This window comes from Kitasatospora sp. NPDC088160 (assembly GCF_044741445.1).
GTDB lineage: Bacteria > Actinomycetota > Actinomycetes > Streptomycetales > Streptomycetaceae > Kitasatospora.
Map to the genome: position 1 here is coordinate 14155 of NZ_JBIUSS010000002.1, position 17496 is coordinate 31650.

General features: G+C 73.3%; 13 protein-coding genes. 11 read left to right on the forward strand and 2 right to left on the reverse strand.

Annotated elements, in window-relative coordinates; translation table 11 throughout:
* Positions 1–75: 75 nt before the first annotated feature.
* Positions 76–1254, forward strand: coding sequence for a glycosyltransferase family 4 protein (locus tag ACIOGZ_RS02510; protein WP_363633572.1), 1179 nt, complete (start codon positions 76–78; stop codon positions 1252–1254).
* A 27-nt stretch (positions 1255–1281) separates the two neighbouring features.
* Here the strand turns inward: ACIOGZ_RS02510 and ACIOGZ_RS02515 are convergent, their stop codons facing one another.
* A complete protein-coding gene (locus ACIOGZ_RS02515; protein WP_400844681.1) occupies positions 1282–3288 on the reverse strand; it encodes a glycoside hydrolase family 15 protein in 2007 nt (668 codons plus the stop codon).
* Between the two features lie 720 nt (positions 3289–4008).
* Here ACIOGZ_RS02515 and ACIOGZ_RS02520 point away from each other — a divergent pair.
* From ACIOGZ_RS02520 to ACIOGZ_RS02565, 10 genes are all read left to right on the forward strand, one after another.
* Positions 4009–5688 carry a CTP synthase gene (locus tag ACIOGZ_RS02520; protein WP_079135937.1) on the forward strand — a complete coding sequence of 560 codons (1680 nt, stop codon included), beginning with the start codon at positions 4009–4011 and terminating at the stop codon, positions 5686–5688.
* Positions 5689–5781: 93 nt separating this feature from the next.
* Positions 5782–6429: an NUDIX hydrolase gene (locus ACIOGZ_RS02525; RefSeq protein ID WP_363586994.1), complete on the forward strand. Its 648-nt coding sequence runs from the start codon at positions 5782–5784 to the stop codon at positions 6427–6429.
* A 175-nt stretch (positions 6430–6604) separates the two neighbouring features.
* Positions 6605–8803, forward strand: a complete 2199-nt coding sequence (locus ACIOGZ_RS02530; RefSeq protein ID WP_400984521.1) for a tetratricopeptide repeat protein — start codon at positions 6605–6607, stop codon at positions 8801–8803.
* Between the two features lie 261 nt (positions 8804–9064).
* Positions 9065–10180 (forward strand): alanine dehydrogenase, encoded by a 1116-nt coding sequence (gene ald / locus ACIOGZ_RS02535; RefSeq protein ID WP_363624116.1) that lies wholly within the window; start codon positions 9065–9067, stop codon positions 10178–10180.
* Positions 10181–10661: 481 nt separating this feature from the next.
* Positions 10662–11729 (forward strand): ParA family protein, encoded by a 1068-nt coding sequence (locus tag ACIOGZ_RS02540; RefSeq protein WP_030245868.1) that lies wholly within the window; start codon positions 10662–10664, stop codon positions 11727–11729.
* On the forward strand, positions 11726–12313 hold the full coding sequence (locus tag ACIOGZ_RS02545) for a hypothetical protein (RefSeq protein ID WP_400811461.1): 588 nt from the start codon (positions 11726–11728) through the stop codon (positions 12311–12313). The genes ACIOGZ_RS02540 and ACIOGZ_RS02545 overlap by 4 nt, the downstream gene beginning before the upstream one ends.
* A 233-nt stretch (positions 12314–12546) precedes the next feature.
* Complete coding sequence (locus tag ACIOGZ_RS02550) at positions 12547–13413, forward strand: segregation/condensation protein A (RefSeq protein ID WP_363586998.1); 867 nt, start codon at positions 12547–12549, stop codon at positions 13411–13413.
* Positions 13414–13685: 272 nt separating this feature from the next.
* Positions 13686–14357, forward strand: a complete 672-nt coding sequence (gene scpB / locus ACIOGZ_RS02555; protein ID WP_400811587.1) for an SMC-Scp complex subunit ScpB — start codon at positions 13686–13688, stop codon at positions 14355–14357.
* Positions 14358–14420: 63 nt separating this feature from the next.
* Positions 14421–15779: a pseudouridine synthase gene (locus ACIOGZ_RS02560; protein WP_400984524.1), complete on the forward strand. Its 1359-nt coding sequence runs from the start codon at positions 14421–14423 to the stop codon at positions 15777–15779.
* Positions 15780–16094: 315 nt separating this feature from the next.
* Positions 16095–17078 (forward strand): helix-turn-helix domain-containing protein, encoded by a 984-nt coding sequence (locus tag ACIOGZ_RS02565; RefSeq protein ID WP_159398525.1) that lies wholly within the window; start codon positions 16095–16097, stop codon positions 17076–17078.
* A 47-nt stretch (positions 17079–17125) separates the two neighbouring features.
* Here the strand turns inward: ACIOGZ_RS02565 and ACIOGZ_RS02570 are convergent, their stop codons facing one another.
* Positions 17126–17488: a DUF952 domain-containing protein gene (locus ACIOGZ_RS02570; protein ID WP_350883713.1), complete on the reverse strand. Its 363-nt coding sequence runs from the start codon at positions 17486–17488 to the stop codon at positions 17126–17128.
* Between the last annotated feature and the right edge of the window lie 8 nt (positions 17489–17496).

Below are 17496 nucleotides of genomic sequence, written 5' to 3' on the forward strand. Positions count from 1 at the left end.
GACATTGGCTTTCCAGTCCCGAGCGCCGCCGACGGGCAACCCTCGCGAAGCGGCGCGCGAACCTGATCGAGTCGGATGCGAGAGAACGTGGACCATTCCGCCGCCCGGGCCGCCGCTGCCACCCCAGAACCGGGACAGCTGCACGTGGTACTCGTCCTGGCCGCCAGCACCGGCGGCATCGGTGCCCACGTGCGCTCCCTGGCGCAGGGCCTCGTCGCGCACGGCGTGATCGTCACGGTGTGCGCCCCGGCCGGCACGGACGCGCTGTTCGGCTTCTCCCGCACCGGCGCCAGGTTCCACACCGTCGACATCACCCCCACCGCCGGCGCCCGCAGTGACGCCACCGCGATCGGTGAGCTGCGCCGGGCCTTCACCGGCGCCGACGTGGTGCACGCGCACGGGCTGCGCGCCGGACTGCTCGCCGACCTCGCCCTGCGCACGGCAGGCCGCTTCCCGGGCCTGCGCCCGGAGACCCCGCTGGTGGTCACCTCCCACCACGCGCTGCTGGCCACCGGCCTGGAACGCCGCCTGCAGCGGCTGATGGAGCGCCGGGTCGCGCGCGCCGCCGACCTCGTCCTCGGTGCCTCCTCCGACCTGGTCGCCCGGGCCCGCGAGCTGGGCGCCACCGACGCCCGGCTCGGCCCGGTGGCCGCCCCGCCGATGCCCGAGGGCCGGCTCGACCGGGCCACGGCGCGCGCCGCGCTGCTCGGCGACGGCCCGGACCGGCCGCTGGTGCTGGCGGTCGGCCGGCTCGTCCCGCAGAAGGCCTTCGGGCTGCTGCTGGACGCCACCCGCGAGCTGTCCGTGCTGGACCCGGAGCCGCTGCTGCTGGTCGCCGGGGACGGCCCGGAGGCGGCCGGGCTGCGCGAGCGGGTCGCCGCCGAGAAGCTGCCGGTGCGGCTGCTCGGCTTTCGCACCGACGTGCCCGACCTGCTGGCGGCCGCCGACGTGGTGGTGGTCGCCAGTCGCTGGGAGGCCCGCTCGCTGGTGGTGCAGGAGTCGATGCGGGCCGGCGTGCCGGTGGTCGCCACCGCCGTCGGCGGGATCCCCGAGCTGGTCGGCGACGCGGCCGTGCTGGTGCCGGCCGGCGACCCGGTCGCGATCGGCCGGGCGGTGCGCGGGCTGCTGGCCGACCCGGCGGGCCGCGAGCGGCTGGTGGCGGCCGGCCGGCAGCAGGCCGAGACCTGGCCGGACGAGGCCGCCACCGTCGCCCAGGTGCTCAGCACCTATGACGAGCTGGTCCAGCGGCCCTAGGCCGCCGGACCGCCGGCCGCCGGGCTGCTAGACCGTCGCCTGCTCGACCCGCTCGGCCGCCAGGCCGTCCGGCTGGGCGGACAGGTAGGCGCCGCCGCAGGCGGTCAGCCGCAGTGCGGTGTCGATCAGCGGGACGTGGCTGAAGGCCTGCGGGAAGTTGCCGACCTGGCGCTTGAGCCGCGGGTCCCACTCCTCGGCGAGCAGTCCGAGGTCGTTGCGCAGCGCGAGCAGCCGGTCGAACAGCTCGCGCGCCTCCTGCACCCGGCCGATCATGGCGAGGTCGTCGGCCAGCCAGAACGAGCAGGCCAGGAAGGCGCCCTCGTGGCCGGAGAGGCCGTCGACGTTGTTGCCGCTCTCGTCGTGGGTCGGGTAGCGCAGCACGAAGCCGTCCTCGGTGGACAGCTCGCGCTGGATCGCCTCGATGGTGCCGATGACGCGCTTGTCGTCCGGCGGCAGGAAGCCGACCTGGGGGATGAGCAGCAGCGAGGCGTCCAGCTCCTTGCCGCCGTAGTACTGGGTGAAGGTGTTGCGCTCCGGGTCGTAGCCCTTCTCGCAGACGTCCCGGTGGATGGTCTCGCGCAGCTCGCGCCAGCGCTCCAGGTGGCCGTCGGAGGGGGCGTCCTCGGGGGTCTGTTCCAGCAGCTTGATCGTCCGGTCGACGGCGACCCAGGCCATCACCTTGGAGTGGACGAAGTGCCGGCGCGGGCCGCGGACCTCCCAGATGCCCTCGTCCGGCTCCTGCCAGTGGTCCTCCAGGTACTCGATCAGGCGCAGCTGGAGGTGGTGGGCGTGGTCGTTGCGGACCAGGCCGGTCATGTGGGCCAGGTGCAGGGCCTCGACGACCTCGCCGTAGACGTCCAGCTGGAGCTGGCCGGCCGCGCCGTTGCCGACCCGGACGGGCTGTGAGCCCTCGTAGCCGGGCAGCCAGTCCAGCGAGGACTCGGTGAGCTCGCGCTCGCCGGCGATGCCGTACATGATCTGGAGGTTCTCCGGGTCGCCGGCGACGGCGCGCAGCAGCCACTCCCGCCAGGCCTTGGCCTCGTCGCGGTAGCCGGTGCGCAGCAGCGAGGAGAGGGTGATCGCGGCGTCGCGCAGCCAGGTGTAGCGGTAGTCCCAGTTGCGCTCACCGCCGATGTCCTCGGGCAGCGAGGTGGTGGGGGCGGCGACGATGCCGCCGGTGGGGGCGTAGGTGAGGCCCTTGAGGGTGATCAGGGAGCGGATCACGGCCTCGCGGTAGGGGCCCTGGTAGGTGCACTGGGCGGCCCACTCGTGCCAGAAGTCGGTGGTGGCGTCGAGCATCTCCTCGGCGTCCGGGGCCTTCGGCGCGTCCAGGTGGGAGGCCTGCCAGGTCAGCGCGAAGGCGATCCGCTCGCCTGCGGTGACGGTGAAGTCGGCGTAGGTGGTCAGGTCGCGGCCGTAGGTCTCGGACTCGCCGTCCAGCCACACCGAGTCGGGCCCGGCCACGGCGACGGTGCGGTGGCCGCCGCCGGCCTGCTCGACCCGGTGCACCCAGGGCACGATGCGCCCGTACGAGAAGCGCATCCGCACCGCCGAGCGCATCCGGACGGTGCCGGACACGCCCTCGACGATCCGGATCACCTGGGGGACGGCGTCGCGGCCGGCCAGCGGGCGCGGCGGCATGAAGTCGATCACCCGGACGGTGCCACCCTGGGTGTCCCACTCCTGTTCCAGGACCAGCGAGTCGCCCCGGTAGCGGCGGCGGTCGGCGGGCACCGCGGGGGCGGCCGCGGTGGGCGGCGGGACCCTCAGATCGGCGGTGTCGGTGAAGCGGGGGAGGCCGAGGGCGGGGGCGGCCGGGGTGGGGGGTGCCGCGGGGGTGGGGACTTCGGTCGCGACGGCTTCGGCCGGACCGATCCGCCAGAAGCCGTGTTCATCGGTGCCGAGCAGGCCGGCGAACACGGCCGGAGAGTCGAAGCGGGGCAGGCAGAGCCAGTCCACCGCCCCGTCCCTGCTGACCAGGGCAGCGGTCTGCATGTCCCCGATGAGTGCGTAGTCCTCGATACGGCCGGCCACGTGGATCTCCAGTTCGCAATGTGGTCACGACGCATCGGCGATCTGGGGGAGCGAGCGGTCTGCGGGGCCGGAGCCCACCCCGGGACGTCCGGCTCGCCGAGGGGTGGTGGCGGGCCTTGCTGGAGTGTCCGCGCGGGGCTCGGTCGAGCCCCTGGGGTGGGAGGGGAGGAGCTGGAATACGGGGAGGTCCGGTCGCGCATCGGGGACCGGGAGTGTCCTGACCTCCCACGCCCTCCGCGTGCTCGTGCTGTCGGCGATGCGTCCGTGCAGCTTACGACGGACGAAAGGGGCGAAGCACGCGGGCGCAGCCTCGTGTGGCGCCACAATTCGGCGGAAATGCCGTGCATCGCGAGGACGCCGGGCAGGATGGTCCGGACGGATCAGTTCCGGCTGGTCCCAGTGGAGGGGCTGTCATGGCCCGAACGGAGTGCTCCGAAGTGGCCCGGTCCGGCCGGGGTGCGACCGGTGTGACTGCTGCGCCGGATGATGCGCCGGTGGTGCGCCCCGCGCACGCCCCCGGGGCGCCGCGAGCGGGCCGGAAGGCGTCCCGGTCGCGTCACTGATACCCTGGTATCCCGTGGACCGGTGGGATCAAACGCCCCGGACCAGCCGAATCGACGACCCCCCGAGTGCCGTGCACCGCACCGCCTCCCGTCGTTCGGCGAGTCGAGAGCATCCCGCCCACGTCACCTTCGACACGCGACCCACGGGAGCCCCCTCTTGGCACAGCCCCATTCCGGCAAGGCAGCGAACGGCCGCGCCGTGACGACCAAGCACCTCTTCGTCACCGGGGGTGTCGCCTCTTCGCTCGGCAAGGGCCTCACCGCCTCCAGCCTCGGCGCGCTCCTCAAGGCCCGCGGCCTGCGCGTCACCATGCAGAAGCTCGACCCGTACCTCAACGTGGACCCGGGCACCATGAACCCGTTCCAGCACGGTGAGGTCTTCGTCACGGACGACGGCGCCGAGACCGACCTGGACATCGGCCACTACGAGCGGTTCCTGGACACCAACCTGCACGGTTCGGCGAACGTCACCACCGGCCAGGTCTACTCCACCGTCATCGCCAAGGAGCGACGCGGCGAGTACCTGGGCGACACCGTCCAGGTCATCCCCCACATCACCAACGAGATCAAGTCCCGGATCCGCCGGATGGCGACCGAGGACGTCGACGTGGTGATCACCGAGGTCGGCGGGACCGTCGGCGACATCGAGTCGCTGCCGTTCCTGGAGGCCGTCCGCCAGGTCCGCCACGAGGTCGGCCGGGACAACGTGTTCTTCGTGCACGTCTCCCTGCTGCCGTACATCGGCCCCTCGGGCGAGCTGAAGACCAAGCCCACCCAGCACTCCGTCGCCGCGCTGCGCAACATCGGCATCCAGCCCGACGCGATCGTGCTGCGCGCCGACCGCGAGGTCCCGCAGGCCATCAAGCGCAAGATCTCGCTGATGTGCGACGTGGACGAGGAGGCCGTGGTCGCGGCCATCGACGCCAAGTCGATCTACGACATCCCCAAGGTCCTGCACGGCGAGGGCCTGGACGCCTACGTGGTGCGCCGGCTCGACCTGCCGTTCCGCGACGTGGACTGGACGACCTGGGACGACCTGCTGCGCCGCGTCCACGAGCCGCAGCACATCGTCAAGGTCGCCCTGGTCGGCAAGTACATCGACCTGCCGGACGCCTACCTGTCGGTGACCGAGGCGCTGCGCGCCGGCGGCTTCGCCAACAACGCCCGGGTCGAGATCAAGTGGGTGACCTCGGACGACTGCGAGACCCCCGAGGGCGCCCGGGCGCAGCTCGGCGACGTGGACGCGATCTGCATCCCCGGCGGCTTCGGCGACCGCGGCGTCAACGGCAAGGTCGGCGCCATCACCTTCGCCCGCGAGAACCGCGTCCCGCTGCTCGGCCTGTGCCTGGGTCTGCAGTGCGTGGTCATCGAGGCGGCCCGCAACCTGGCCGGCCTGCCCGAGGCCAACTCCACCGAGTTCGACGCCGCCGCCAAGCACCCGGTCGTCTCCACGATGGCCGAGCAGCTGGCCATCGTCGACGGCAAGGGCGACCTGGGCGGCACCATGCGTCTGGGCCTGTACCCGGCCAAGCTCGCCGAGGGCTCGATCGTCCGTGAGGTCTACGGCGGCGAGCAGTACGTCGAGGAGCGCCACCGCCACCGCTACGAGGTCAACAACGCCTACCGCGCGGACCTGGAGAAGACCGGCCTGCAGTTCTCCGGCCTCTCCCCCAAGGGCGACCTGGTCGAGTACGTCGAGTACCCGCGCGAGGTGCACCCGTACCTGGTGGCCACCCAGGCCCACCCGGAGCTGAAGTCCCGCCCGACCCGCCCGCACCCGCTGTTCGCGGGTCTGGTCAAGGCCGCCATCGAGATCAAGACCACCGCGGCCGAGTAAGTCGCCGGTCGTTCACCGGACGGCGGCCCCGCGATTCCCGCGGGGCCGCCGTCCGGCGTTAGATTGTGTCGTACTGACGAAAAGGGGAGAGCGATGGACGAGCAGCGCGACCAGGGGATCGCCGACGTGGCCGAGGAGTGGGAGGTCCGGGAGAGCCGGACGCCGTTCCAGGGCAAGGTCACCGGTGTGCGCAGCGAAGAGGTCCGGATGCCCGACGGCAGCTGGGCCCGCCGCGACTACCAGACCCACCCCGGCTCGGTCTCCGTGCTCGCCCTGGACGACAAGCAGCGGGTGCTGATCCTGCGGCAGTACCGGCACCCCGTCCGCCAGCGCCTGTGGGAGCTGCCCGCCGGCCTGCTCGACGTGCCCGGCGAGAACCCGTGGCACGCCGCGCAGCGCGAGCTGTACGAGGAGGCGCACTGCAAGGCCGGCACCTGGCGCATCCTCGCCGACTACTACACCTCCCCGGGCGGCACCGACGAGGCGCTGCGGATGTTCCTCGCCACCGACCTCGCGGAGGCCGAGGGCGAGCGCTACGCGGCGGAGGGCGAGGAACAGGAGATCGAGGTCGCCTGGGTGCCGGTGTCCGACCTGATCCGGCTGATCCACGCCGGGCGGCTGCACAACCCGACCCTGGTCACCGGCACGCTCGCCGTGCACGCCGCGCTCACCGGACCGGACGGGCTGGACGGACTGCGCCCGGCGGACTCGCCCTGGCCGGCCCGGCCCTTCGAGGGGTGAGCGAACGGCCCGTACGCCTCCTGAGCACCCTGCTGTTGATCCGCAAGGGTGATTTACCGGTTCGTACGACCGGATGTCACCTCGGCTGAGCCGGACGGTCGAACTACGCTTCGCAGACAGGGCGCCCGTCCCGGGCCGCCTCCGCTGAGGCCGGATGACGTCGGGAGTGGCACGGGTGGCGAGGAAGACGGCGACGATGGACCCCGGCCCCGACGCGCCCGTCGGGGCCGTTCCGGGCCTCGACCGGCTGCCGGCCGGGCCCGCGCTGTTCGTCGGGCGGCGCACCGAACTGGCCGCGCTGCGGGCGGCCGCCGCGCGCCCGGCCACCGGCCGCAGCCCGGTGCTGGTCCTGGCCGGTCGCCCCGGCTCCGGCCGCACCACGCTGGCGGTCCGCTTCGCCCGCACCGCCGCCGCGGACCACCCCGACGGTGTGCTCTTCGCACGTCTGTCCGCCCCCGACGGCGGCCGGGTGGCGCCCGCCCGGGCCGCCCGCCTGCTGCTGGAGCAGCTCGATCCCGAGGCCCCCGTGCCGCTGCCCGGCGCCACCGGGGACGGGCGGGACGAGCCCGCCTGCGTCGCGCTGCGCGAGGCGCTCGTGGGCCGCCGGGTCCTGCTGGTGCTGGACGACGTCCGGGACGCCGGGCAGCTGTGGCCGCTGCTCGCGGACGAACCCGGCTGCCTGGTGCTCGCCACCACCGCCGGGCCGCTCACCGGCATCGAGGACATCGACCCGGTGATCCTCGGCGGGCTCGACCGGCAGGCCTCCGGCGAACTGCTCGCCGACCTGGTCGGCGGCACCCGGATCTCCTGCGACCCGGTCGGCGGCGCCGACCTGGCGGAGGCCTGCGCGGCCCGGCCGGCCGCCCTGCGGCTGATGGCCGGATGGCTGCGCGGCGACCCGAAGGCGGCCGTCACCGAGGCGGCGCGCGAGCTCACCCGGGTGGTGGGCGAGGAGTCGGCACGGTCGGCGGCGCCGAAGGGGGAGGGGGAGAAGGCGGAGAAGCCCGTTCAGGGGCCGAAGACCGCCCAGGCGCCGACGCCCGGGAAGGCCGCGAAGCCGGTACAGGGGGCGGCCCCGGGGAAGGCTGCGAAGCCCGTGCAGGGCGCGGCGTCGGGGAAGGCCGCGAAGTCCGTACAGGGGCCGAAGGCTGTTCAGGTGTCGACGCCCGGGAAGGCCGCGACGCCCCCACCGCCGGGGGAGAAGCCGGCCGAGGGCCCGCCGCCGGAGCCCGCCGCCGGCGAGACGGCCGGGGAGCAGGCGGCCTGGGTGAAGCCCGGCCCGGAGCCGGCCGAGCCGGTGCCCGTCCCCGACAGCGACCCGCTGATCGGCGCGTTCACCCTGCTGTACGGCACCCTCCCGGCCGCCCAGGCGCGGATGCTGCGCACCCTCACCCTGGCCCCGGCGCAGACCGCCGACCCGCGCACCGCCTCCGCCCTGGTCGGCTGCCCGGCACCGGAGGCGGCCGTGACGCTCGCCGCACTGGCCGAACGGGAGCTGCTCGGCCAGGAGGCGCCGGCCGCCGACGGCAGCCCGCGCTACCGGGTGCCCGGGCGCCTCTACCCGAGGCTGGTCCGGCTGCGCGAGCAGGAGGACCGGCCCGCCGAGACCGAGCTCGCCCGGGCCCGGCTGCTGGAGCGGCTGGTCCGGCTCACCGAGTCGGCCCGCGCCCTGCTGGACCCGGCGGGCAGCGGCCCCGGGCCGGACCCGCTGCCCGCCGCCCTGCGGCTGGGCTCGGCGGAGCACGCCCGGGAGTGGCTGCTCGGCGAGCGGGACCTGCTGCTCGGGGCGGTGGCCGACGCGATCGGCCAGGGCGACCTGGACGGCTCGGCGGGCCGGCTGGTCACCGCGCTGCTGCGGGCGCTGCCGCTGACCGGCGCCGCCGCCCCCGCCGACCTCTACCGGCTGCACGAACTGGTCCTGACCGTCGCCGAGCGGCACGGCAGACCCCGCCGGGCCTCGGCCGCGCTGCTCAACCTGGGCGACCTACAGGCCGCCGCGGGCCGCTGGGAGCAGGCCGTCACGCACTACCGGGCCGCCCTGGAGCACGCCCGCACGGCCGGGGACGAACCGCTCTGCGCCCGGGCCCTGGAGGGTGCGGCCGGCTGCCACCGGGCGCTCGGCGACGCGGTGCGCGCCGCCGACTGGTACGGGCGGGCACTCGGCCTGCGGCAGTCGATGGGGGAGCCCGCCGCCGAGGCCCGGCTGCTCGCCCGGGTGGCCGAGGCGCACACCGCGCAGCGCCGTTTCGACGAGGCGGACCGCGAGTACCGGGCCGCGCTGGCGGTGCTGCGCAGGCTCGGCGACGAGCGCGGCCGGGAGGCCGTCGGGGCCGCCCTCGCGGACCTGCGGGAACGGGTCGACGCCGGGTGGTGAGGGGTCTTTCGGAGGTATTGTCGAAGATGCCCGGTTAACACATCTTTGGTGGGAAGATCGCAAGGGAAGCCTACGAACCTGCCAATGTGTTCGGCAGATTTATTCACTTTGGAAGGCTGACACGCCGACTGGGCTTCATTACACTCGAACTCAGTCGCGCAGCGATCCCCGCCCCGGGCTGCCCCGGAGGCTTCCCCACGTGCGCGTCGCCCGCCGGTCTTCTCCGGTAGGGACCCCCATGGCAAGAGGACGTGTTTAGCCGTGAAGGTCGGCATCCCCCGCGAGGTCAAGAACCACGAGTACCGCGTGGCCATCACGCCCGCCGGCGTGCATGAGCTGGTCCGCAACGGACACGAGGTCTACATCGAGGACAACGCCGGTGTCGGCTCCTCGATCCCCAACGAGGAGTACGTGGCCGCCGGCGCCACCATCCTCCCCACCGCCGACGAGGTGTGGGCCACCGCCGACCTGCTGCTGAAGGTCAAGGAGCCCATCGCCTCCGAGTACCACCGGCTGCGCAAGGGCCAGACCCTCTTCACGTACCTGCACCTGGCGGCCGACCGCGCCGGCACCGACGCGCTGATCGCCTCGGGCACCACCGCCATCGCGTACGAGACCGTGCAGCTCGGCAACGGCGCGCTGCCGCTGCTCGCCCCGATGTCCGAGGTCGCGGGCCGTCTCGCCCCGCAGGTCGGCTCGTACCACCTGATGCGCCCGGCCGGCGGCCGCGGCGTGCTGCCCGGCGGCGTGCCCGGCACCCACCCGGCCAAGGCCGTCGTCATCGGCGGTGGCGTCTCCGGCTGGCACGCGGCCACCATCGCCATCGGCATGGGCTACGAGGTGACCCTGCTCGACCGCGACATCAACAAGCTGCGCGAGGCCGACCGCATCTTCGGCACGAAGATCAAGGCCATCGTCTCCAACACCTTCGAGCTGGAGAAGGCCGTCATCGAGGCCGACCTGGTCATCGGCGCGGTGCTGATCCCGGGCGCCAAGGCCCCGAAGCTCGTCACCAACGAGCTGGTCTCCCGCATGAAGCCGGGCTCCGTGCTCGTCGACATCGCCATCGACCAGGGCGGCTGCTTCGAGGACTCGCACGCCACCACGCACGCCGAGCCGACCTTCCAGGTCCACAACTCGGTCTTCTACTGCGTGGCCAACATGCCGGGCGCCGTCCCGAACACCTCCACCTACGCGCTGACCAACGCGACGATGCCGTACGTCGTCGAGCTGGCCAACCGCGGCTGGAAGGAGGCGCTGCGCCGTGACCCGGCGCTCGCCAAGGGCCTGAACGTGCACGAGGGCCAGATCACCTTCCCGGCCGTGGCCGAGGCCTTCGGCCTGGAGTCGGTCTCGCTGGAGAGCGTGCTCGCCTGATCCGGTGATCCTGCGATTCGGTGATCCTGCGATCCGGTGATCCAGAGATCCTGCGATCCGGTAGACCGCCCGGCGGTCGTTCGCCCCCGACCCGATCCCCTCGGGCCGGGGGCTTCGCCGTGCCCGTGAACGGGTGGTGGAGCGGACGGGTCGCTCTGTCGTCAATTTCTGTCGGTCGTGTCACCCCACCGCAGAAACGTTAGGGTCAACGGCCTACTCATCCCTTGACATCGGCCCGCCCGATAGTCGACACATCCGGCCCACTACCGTGGATTGTGTTGCTGCGAACGCCTTGAACGGCCTAGAGTCGCAAACCGTCGGCATGCTGCCACGCTGACGAATCGACATAGAGTCCTGGATGCCCAAGGAGGTAAGACGACTTGTGAATGAGTCGACATTTGCTCCCGGGGGTGGTCAGCCAGGACTGGCGGAGCGCACCGCCGGCCAGCCGAGTGAGGAGCCAGGGGCCCGGCAGCCCTCCGTGGGCTCGGCCGAGGTCGGCTCGGTCGCACTCCGCACCTTCGAAGCACGCCAGAACACAGCGCAGGTGACCACGGTGACCGATCACGACGCCGACTTGGCGGCCTACGGCCTGGCCTACGGCGAGTTCGCCTACGGCGCCTACGACGACCCGGACGCCGAGTACGAGCCGGACCCGGAGTACGCCGCCACGCTGGCCCCCGACGCCGCGCGCCAGCGCCGCGAGCGGGTCGGCCCGACCGGCCGCCCGCTGCCGTACTTCCCGATCCCCGCCCCGGTGGCCGAGCACGGCCCCGCGCAGATCATCGCCATGTGCAACCAGAAGGGCGGCGTCGGCAAGACCACGTCGACCATCAACCTGGGCGCCGCGCTGGCCGAGTACGGCCGCCGGGTGCTGCTCGTCGACTTCGACCCGCAGGGCGCGCTCTCGGTCGGCCTCGGCGTCAACCCGATGGAGCTCGACGTCACCGTCTACAACCTGCTCATGGAGCGGGGCCTGACGGCCGATGAAGTGCTGCTCAAGACGGCCGTGCCGGGCATGGACCTGCTGCCGTCCAACATCGACCTCTCCGCCGCCGAGGTGCAGCTGGTCAGCGAGGTGGCCCGGGAGTCCGCGCTGGCCCGCGCGCTGAAGCCGCTGCTGCCCGACTACGACTACGTCATCATCGACTGCCAGCCCTCGCTGGGCCTGCTGACGGTCAATGCGCTGACCGCCGCTCACAGCGTCATCGTCCCGCTGGAGTGCGAGTTCTTCGCGCTGCGCGGCGTCGCGCTGCTGACCGAGACCATCGAGAAGGTGTGCGAGCGGCTCAACCCCGAGCTGCGCCTGGACGGCATCCTCGCGACCATGTACGACTCGCGCACCGTGCACAGCCGCGAGGTGCTGGCGCGCGTCGTCGAGGCGTTCGGCGAGCACGTCTTCCACACCGTCATCGGGCGGACCGTGCGCTTCCCGGAGACCACCGTCGCCGGCGAGCCCATCACCACGTACGCGACCAACTCGGTCGGTGCCGCCGCCTACCGCCAGCTCGCCAGGGAGGTGCTCGACCGGTGCCGCCCCGCCGAGTGAGTCTCCCGGGGGCCGACGAGCTGTTCCGGACCACCGGCGGGATGGCGCTGTCGCCGTCCCTCGCGCCGCGTCCGGCCGCCGAGGCAGCCAGAGCGGAGACCGCGCGGACCGTCCACGGCACGGACGGCGCCGAAGGCGCCGAGGACGCTCAGGGCACCCAGCGCACCGGCGAGGCCGGGCGGCAGCCGTCCCAGGACCAGCAGCCGGCCGCCGGCGCCCCGGCGGGCGCCCAGCCGCCGGCCCAGCGCTCCGCCTCGTCCGCCGGGCCCCAGGGCACCGTGCCGGCCGGCCGCCAGCACCCCGGCGCCGCCGAGGAGCAGGCCGGCGGCACCGGGCGCGCCCGGCCGCGCGGCCGCGCGCCGCGCCGCCCCAGCGGGCGCGAGCGGCACGACGAGAAGATCACCGTGTACGTGTCCGCCGAGGAGCTCATGGACCTGGAGCACGCCCGGCTGGTGCTGCGCGGTGAGCACGGCCTGGCCGTGGACCGCGGGCGGATCGTCCGGGAGGCCATCGCGGTCGTCCTGGCGGACCTGGAGCAGCGCGGCGAGGCCTCCATCCTGGTCCGGCGGTTGCGCGGCCGCTAGGCCCCTTCCTGGCCGTCAGTGGTGCCTCTGGTGCTGCTGGTGCGGTGCCTCCGGTGCGGCGGTCCCGGTGTGGCATCCCTGGTGTGGCGTGTCGACGTCCTGTGGTGACGTCCTGCGGTGGCGTCGATGTCGATGCCGAGGGCCGACGCCGGGAGGCGTCGACCGCGTGACGACGGCGTGTCGACGGCCCCGGGGGCGGGGCGGGCGGCCGGGCCGGGTGAAGATGGACCGTCATGCCGAGCACCGCCGAACCACCCACCACCGCCGTGAACGCGACCGAGGAACAGCCGCGGGGCGGCTTCCGGGTGCGGCTGGACAACTTCGAAGGCCCCTTCGACCTGCTGCTCAGTCTGATCGCCAAGCACAAACTCGACGTCACCGAAGTGGCGCTGGCCACCGTCACCGACGAGTTCATGGCACACATCCGGGCGATGGGCCCGGACTGGGACCTGGACGCGGCGACCGAGTTCCTGGTCGTCGCCGCGACCCTGCTCGACCTCAAGGCCGCCCGGCTGCTGCCCGTCGCCGACGTCGAGGACGAGGAGGACCTGGCGCTGCTGGAGGCCCGTGACCTGCTGTTCGCCCGGTTGCTGCAGTACCGGGCGTACAAGCGGGCGGCGGCCCTCTTCGGCGAGCGCTGGGCCGCCGAGCTGGCCCGACGCCCACGCACCGTCGGGCTGGAGCCCCGGCATGCCGGGCTGCTGCCCGAGGTGGTCATCACCATCGGCCCGGAGCGGCTCGCGCAGCTGGCGGCCAGGGCCATGGAACCCAAGCCGAAGCCCGTCGTGTACGTCGACCACATCCACAGCCCGCCCGTCAGCGTGCGCGAGCAGGCCGGGCTGGTGGTCGGGCTGCTCACCGAGCTCGGCGAGGCGTCGTTCCAGCGGTTGGTCGAGGACGCGTCGGACGAGCTGGTGGTCGTCGCCCGTTTCCTGGCGCTGCTGGAGCTGTACCGGGAGCGGGTGCTGGCCTTCGAGCAGCCGGAGGCGCTGGGCGAACTGCTGGTGCGCTGGGTGGCGGAGGAGGACCGGGGCGCGGTCGAGGTGACGGACGAGTTCGACCGGCCGGTGGGTGAGCGGGAGCGGGAGGAGAGTCGATGAGTGGTGGGAGCGGGAGCCCGAGCCCGAGCGGGAGCGGGGTCGGCGGGCGGCCGGTGCGGCGCCCGCTCGGGCTGCCGGGGCGGCCTCGGGCCGGGGAGTGGCTGGAGCCGGCCTTCGAGCTGCTGGCGGAGCCGGTGGCGGGGCCCGTGACGGATCCGGTGGCGGCGGGGTCGGTGGTGGAGCCGGTAGCGGCGTCCGTGGGTGCGTCGGCGGAGGGCGAGGCCCGGGTCGTGCACCAGAAGTCGGCCCCGTCGACCTCCGGCGTCACTGATGTGGTCGGCGTCGCTGATCCGGCCGGGGGCGAGGAGACGCCCGGGGCCGGGTTGAAGGCCGAGCTGGAGGCGATCCTGATGGTCGTCGACGAGCCTGCCGGGGAGGAGCGGCTGGCCGGCGTGCTGGAGCGGCCCCGGGCGCAGGTGGCCGCTGCGCTGCGCGAACTGGCCGCCGAATACACCGCCCAGGGCCGCGGATTCGACCTGCGGCTGGTCGCCGGCGGGTGGCGGTTCTACAGCCGGGACACCTGCGCTCCGGCCGTCGACCGCTTCCTGCTGGACGGCCAGCAGGCCCGGCTCACGCAGGCCGCATTGGAGACCCTGGCGGTCGTCGCCTACCGGCAGCCGGTGTCCAGATCGAGGGTTTCCGCCGTCCGCGGTGTGAACTGTGACGGCGTGATGCGTACCCTGGTACAGCGAGGACTGGTGGAAGAGGCCGGATCCGAGCCCGAAACAGGTGCGATCCTGTATCGGACGACGAACTACTTCCTGGAACGGATGGGGCTCCGCGGCCTGGACGAGCTGCCGGAGCTTGCTCCCTTCCTGCCCGAGGTCGACGACGTGGAAGCGGAGTCCCTGGAGGGCACGATGATCGCGGAGGCGGTCGCCGCCGCTGCCGTGCAGGCCGTGGGCGGCAGTGGCGAGGCCGGTCGGGCTGCGCCTGATCGGTAGGGGGCGGTGAGGTCGGCCGAAACGACCGCACATCCCAGACGGTAACGACGTACGGACACTTTGATGCGTAGCAGTGGCAACGGCAGGAACGGCAGCGGCGGCGGCAGCGGTCGCAGCGGACAGGGCGGGGGCCGGGGCGGCGGCTCCTACGGCGGCAGCGGCAGCGGCCGCAGCGGCTCGGGCTCGGGCTCGGGCTCGGGCTCGCGTGGGGGTTCGTACGGCGGTGGGTCCGGCTCGGGCTCGGGCTCGCGTGGGGGTTCGTACGGCGGTGGGTCCGGCTCGGGCTCCGGCTCGCGCGGCGGCTCGTACGGCGGTGGGTCCGGCTCCGGCTCGCGCGGCGGTTCGTACGGCGGCGGCAGCGGTGCCGGTTCGCGCGGCGGCTCCGGCTCGTACGGGCGTGACAGTCGCCGGGACGACCGGCGCGACGACAACCGGTACCCGGACCGCCCGCTGCGGCCCGAGGAGCGGCGCTACGACCGCCCCGAGTTCGGCGGTGGCCCCAACGCCACCCCCGCCCGCGGCGGCTACTCCGGTCGGCGCCCCAGCCCGGCCCCGCGCCCGCGCCGTGAGGGCCAGGGCGCCCCGGGCGACCCGCGCCGCCAGCCGCAGCGCTCGCGCGAGCTGCAGGCCAAGATCGAGGACGCCGTCCTCGCCCGGCACGACAAGCCGGCCGTCAAGCTGCCCAAGACCTTCGGCGAGCCCGAGGGCGAGCGCCTGCAGAAGGTGCTGGCCCGGGCGGGCATCGGCAGCCGCCGCGCCTGCGAGGAGCTGATCGAGCAGGGCCGGGTCCAGGTCAACGGCAAGCTCGTCACCGAGCAGGGCAAGCGGGTCGACCCGCAGAACGACGAGATCAAGGTGGACGGCCTGACCGTCGCCACCCAGTCGTACCTGTTCTTCGCGCTCAACAAGCCGGCCGGCGTGGTCTCCACCATGGAGGACCCGGACGGGCGCCAGTGCCTCGGCGACTACGTGACCAACCGGGAGACCCGGCTGTTCCACGTCGGCCGTCTGGACACCGAGACCGAGGGCATCATCCTGCTCACCAACCACGGCGAGCTGGCCCACCGTCTCACCCACCCCCGGTACGGCGTGACCAAGACCTACCTGGCCGCCATCCAGGGCCCGATCCCGCGCGACCTGGGCAAGCAGCTGGCGCAGGGCATCGAGCTGGAGGACGGCTTCGCGCGCGCCGACAGCTTCAAGGTGATCTCCAACGTCGGCAAGAACTACCTGGTCGAGGTGACCCTGCACGAGGGTCGCAAGCACATCGTCCGCCGGATGCTGGCCGAGGCCGGCTTCCCGGTCGAGAAGCTGGTGCGCACGCACTTCGGCCCGATCGCGCTGGGCGACCAGAAGTCGGGCTGGCTGCGCCGTCTGACCAACCCCGAGGTCGGTCAGCTGATGCGCGAGGTCGGTCTGTAGACCGGTCGGTATATTTCTATAGACCGGTCGGTATATTCCGATTGGGCTATGTAGACCGGTCGGTATATTCTCCCCCGGAGTCTGTAGACCGGTCGGTATATTCGGGCTTCTGCTGAGGGCCTCCCCGTCGAAAGGCGGGGAGGCCCTCGGTCGTTCGGTGGGGGTGGGCGGGGTGCGAGGCGGGGCGCAACCCCTGGTCACGGCCTTGTCAGCGCCATGATCCGTGGCAGAGGATTGCCACCGGACCACCATCCGCCCAGTGGCGGGACTGCGCCAGGGCCGGCGCCGGTGGGGGGCGAACGGGGAGACGGCGTCGTGTCGGATGCACCACTCAGCGCACTGGGACTGGCCGAGCCGGACGGACAGGTCTACGCGGCGCTGGTGGCCAATCCGCAGTCCACCGCGGAGGAACTGGCCGAGGGCTGCGGCCTGACGCTCCAGCAGAGCGTGCGCGCCCTGGACCGCCTGGCGCAGCAGGGCATGGCGACCCGGGCGCCGGTGGACCGGCAGCGCTACCTGCCGGTCGCCCCCGACGTCGCGATCGGCACCCTGATCGGCCACCGCGAGTCCGAACTGCGGCACGCCCGGGCCGAGATGCACCGTCTGATGGACGCCTTCCGGGAGGCTTCGCGGTACACCGATCCGGCGCACTCGGTGGAGGTGCTGACCGGTGGCGAGGCGATCGCGCAGCGGCTGGAGCACATCACCGAGACCAGCCAGTACCAGGTCCGCGGCTTCGACCGCCCGCCGTACATCCAGGATCCGGTGACCCCGATCCCGTTGCAGCGGCGGCGGTTGCGGGAGGGCCTGCGGCTGCGGACCGTCTACGACCGGGACGCGGTGGCCTGGCCGGGCCGACTGGAGCGGAACATCCTGGCCGGGGTCGCGGACGGCGAGGAGGCCCGGGTCCGGCCGTCGCTGCCGATGAAGATGATCATTTCGGACGACCGGATGGCGATCATCCCGATCAGCGTGGGCGACAGCGTCCTCGACGCCGCGTACGTCATCCACCCCTCCGCGCTGCTCCAGGCGCTGGACACGCTGTTCGAGGCGGAGTGGGAGCGCGCCGTCCAGTTGCAGGCCGCGATCGGCACCGGGGACGCGACGCTGGAGCCGGAGGCCGACCACCGCAAGCTGCTGGGCCTGCTGGCGGCCGGCCTCACCGACGAGTCGATCGCCCGGTCGCTCGGCTGGAGCGCCCGCACCACCCAGCGCCGGTTGCAGAGCCTGATGCGCTCGCTGGGCGCCACCACCCGCTTCCAGGCCGGTATGGCGGCCCGGGAGCGGGGTTGGTTGTGACAGGAGTTGGCTGTGCACCGGGCCGGGCGGACGTCGGGGGTCGGGCGTCAGCTCCAGGGGGTGAGGGCGGCCCAGCGGCCGTCCGGGCCGCGTTCGACCTTCAGCAGGCCCTTGACGGCGGAGCGGTTGAGTCGTCCGTAGACGTGCGGGAACAGCAGGCCGGGGGTGGCCCCGGGCGGCGGTGCGCCGTGCGGGGCCTCCCACTTGACCATCGGTTCCACCTGTGACTCCTCGATCAGCAGTGCCATCAGCGGGTCGGGAGTGTCGGCGAAGAAGGCGTTGGCCACCGCGAGTGCCGTCTGTTCGTCCGCCGAGCAGTGGATGAACCCGTCGGTGAGCAACGACGCGGTGGTGTACGGCCGACCGGGGTCGGACAGCCAGTCGTCCAGGGGTGCGAGGTGGAGGATCATGTTCCTGT

Bases quoted from the DNA above. Each gene is read 5' to 3' on its own strand.
- ACIOGZ_RS02510 (WP_363633572.1), top strand. From the start codon at position 76: ATGCGAGAGAACGTGGACCATTCCGCCGCCCGGGCCGCCGCTGCCACC.
- ACIOGZ_RS02525 (WP_363586994.1), top strand. From the start codon at position 5,782: ATGGACGAGCAGCGCGACCAGGGGATCGCCGACGTGGCCGAGGAGTGG.
- ACIOGZ_RS02550 (WP_363586998.1), top strand. From the start codon at position 12,547: ATGCCGAGCACCGCCGAACCACCCACCACCGCCGTGAACGCGACCGAG.
- ACIOGZ_RS02560 (WP_400984524.1), top strand. From the start codon at position 14,421: ATGCGTAGCAGTGGCAACGGCAGGAACGGCAGCGGCGGCGGCAGCGGT.
- ACIOGZ_RS02570 (WP_350883713.1), bottom strand. From the start codon at position 17,488: ATGATCCTCCACCTCGCACCCCTGGACGACTGGCTGTCCGACCCCGGT.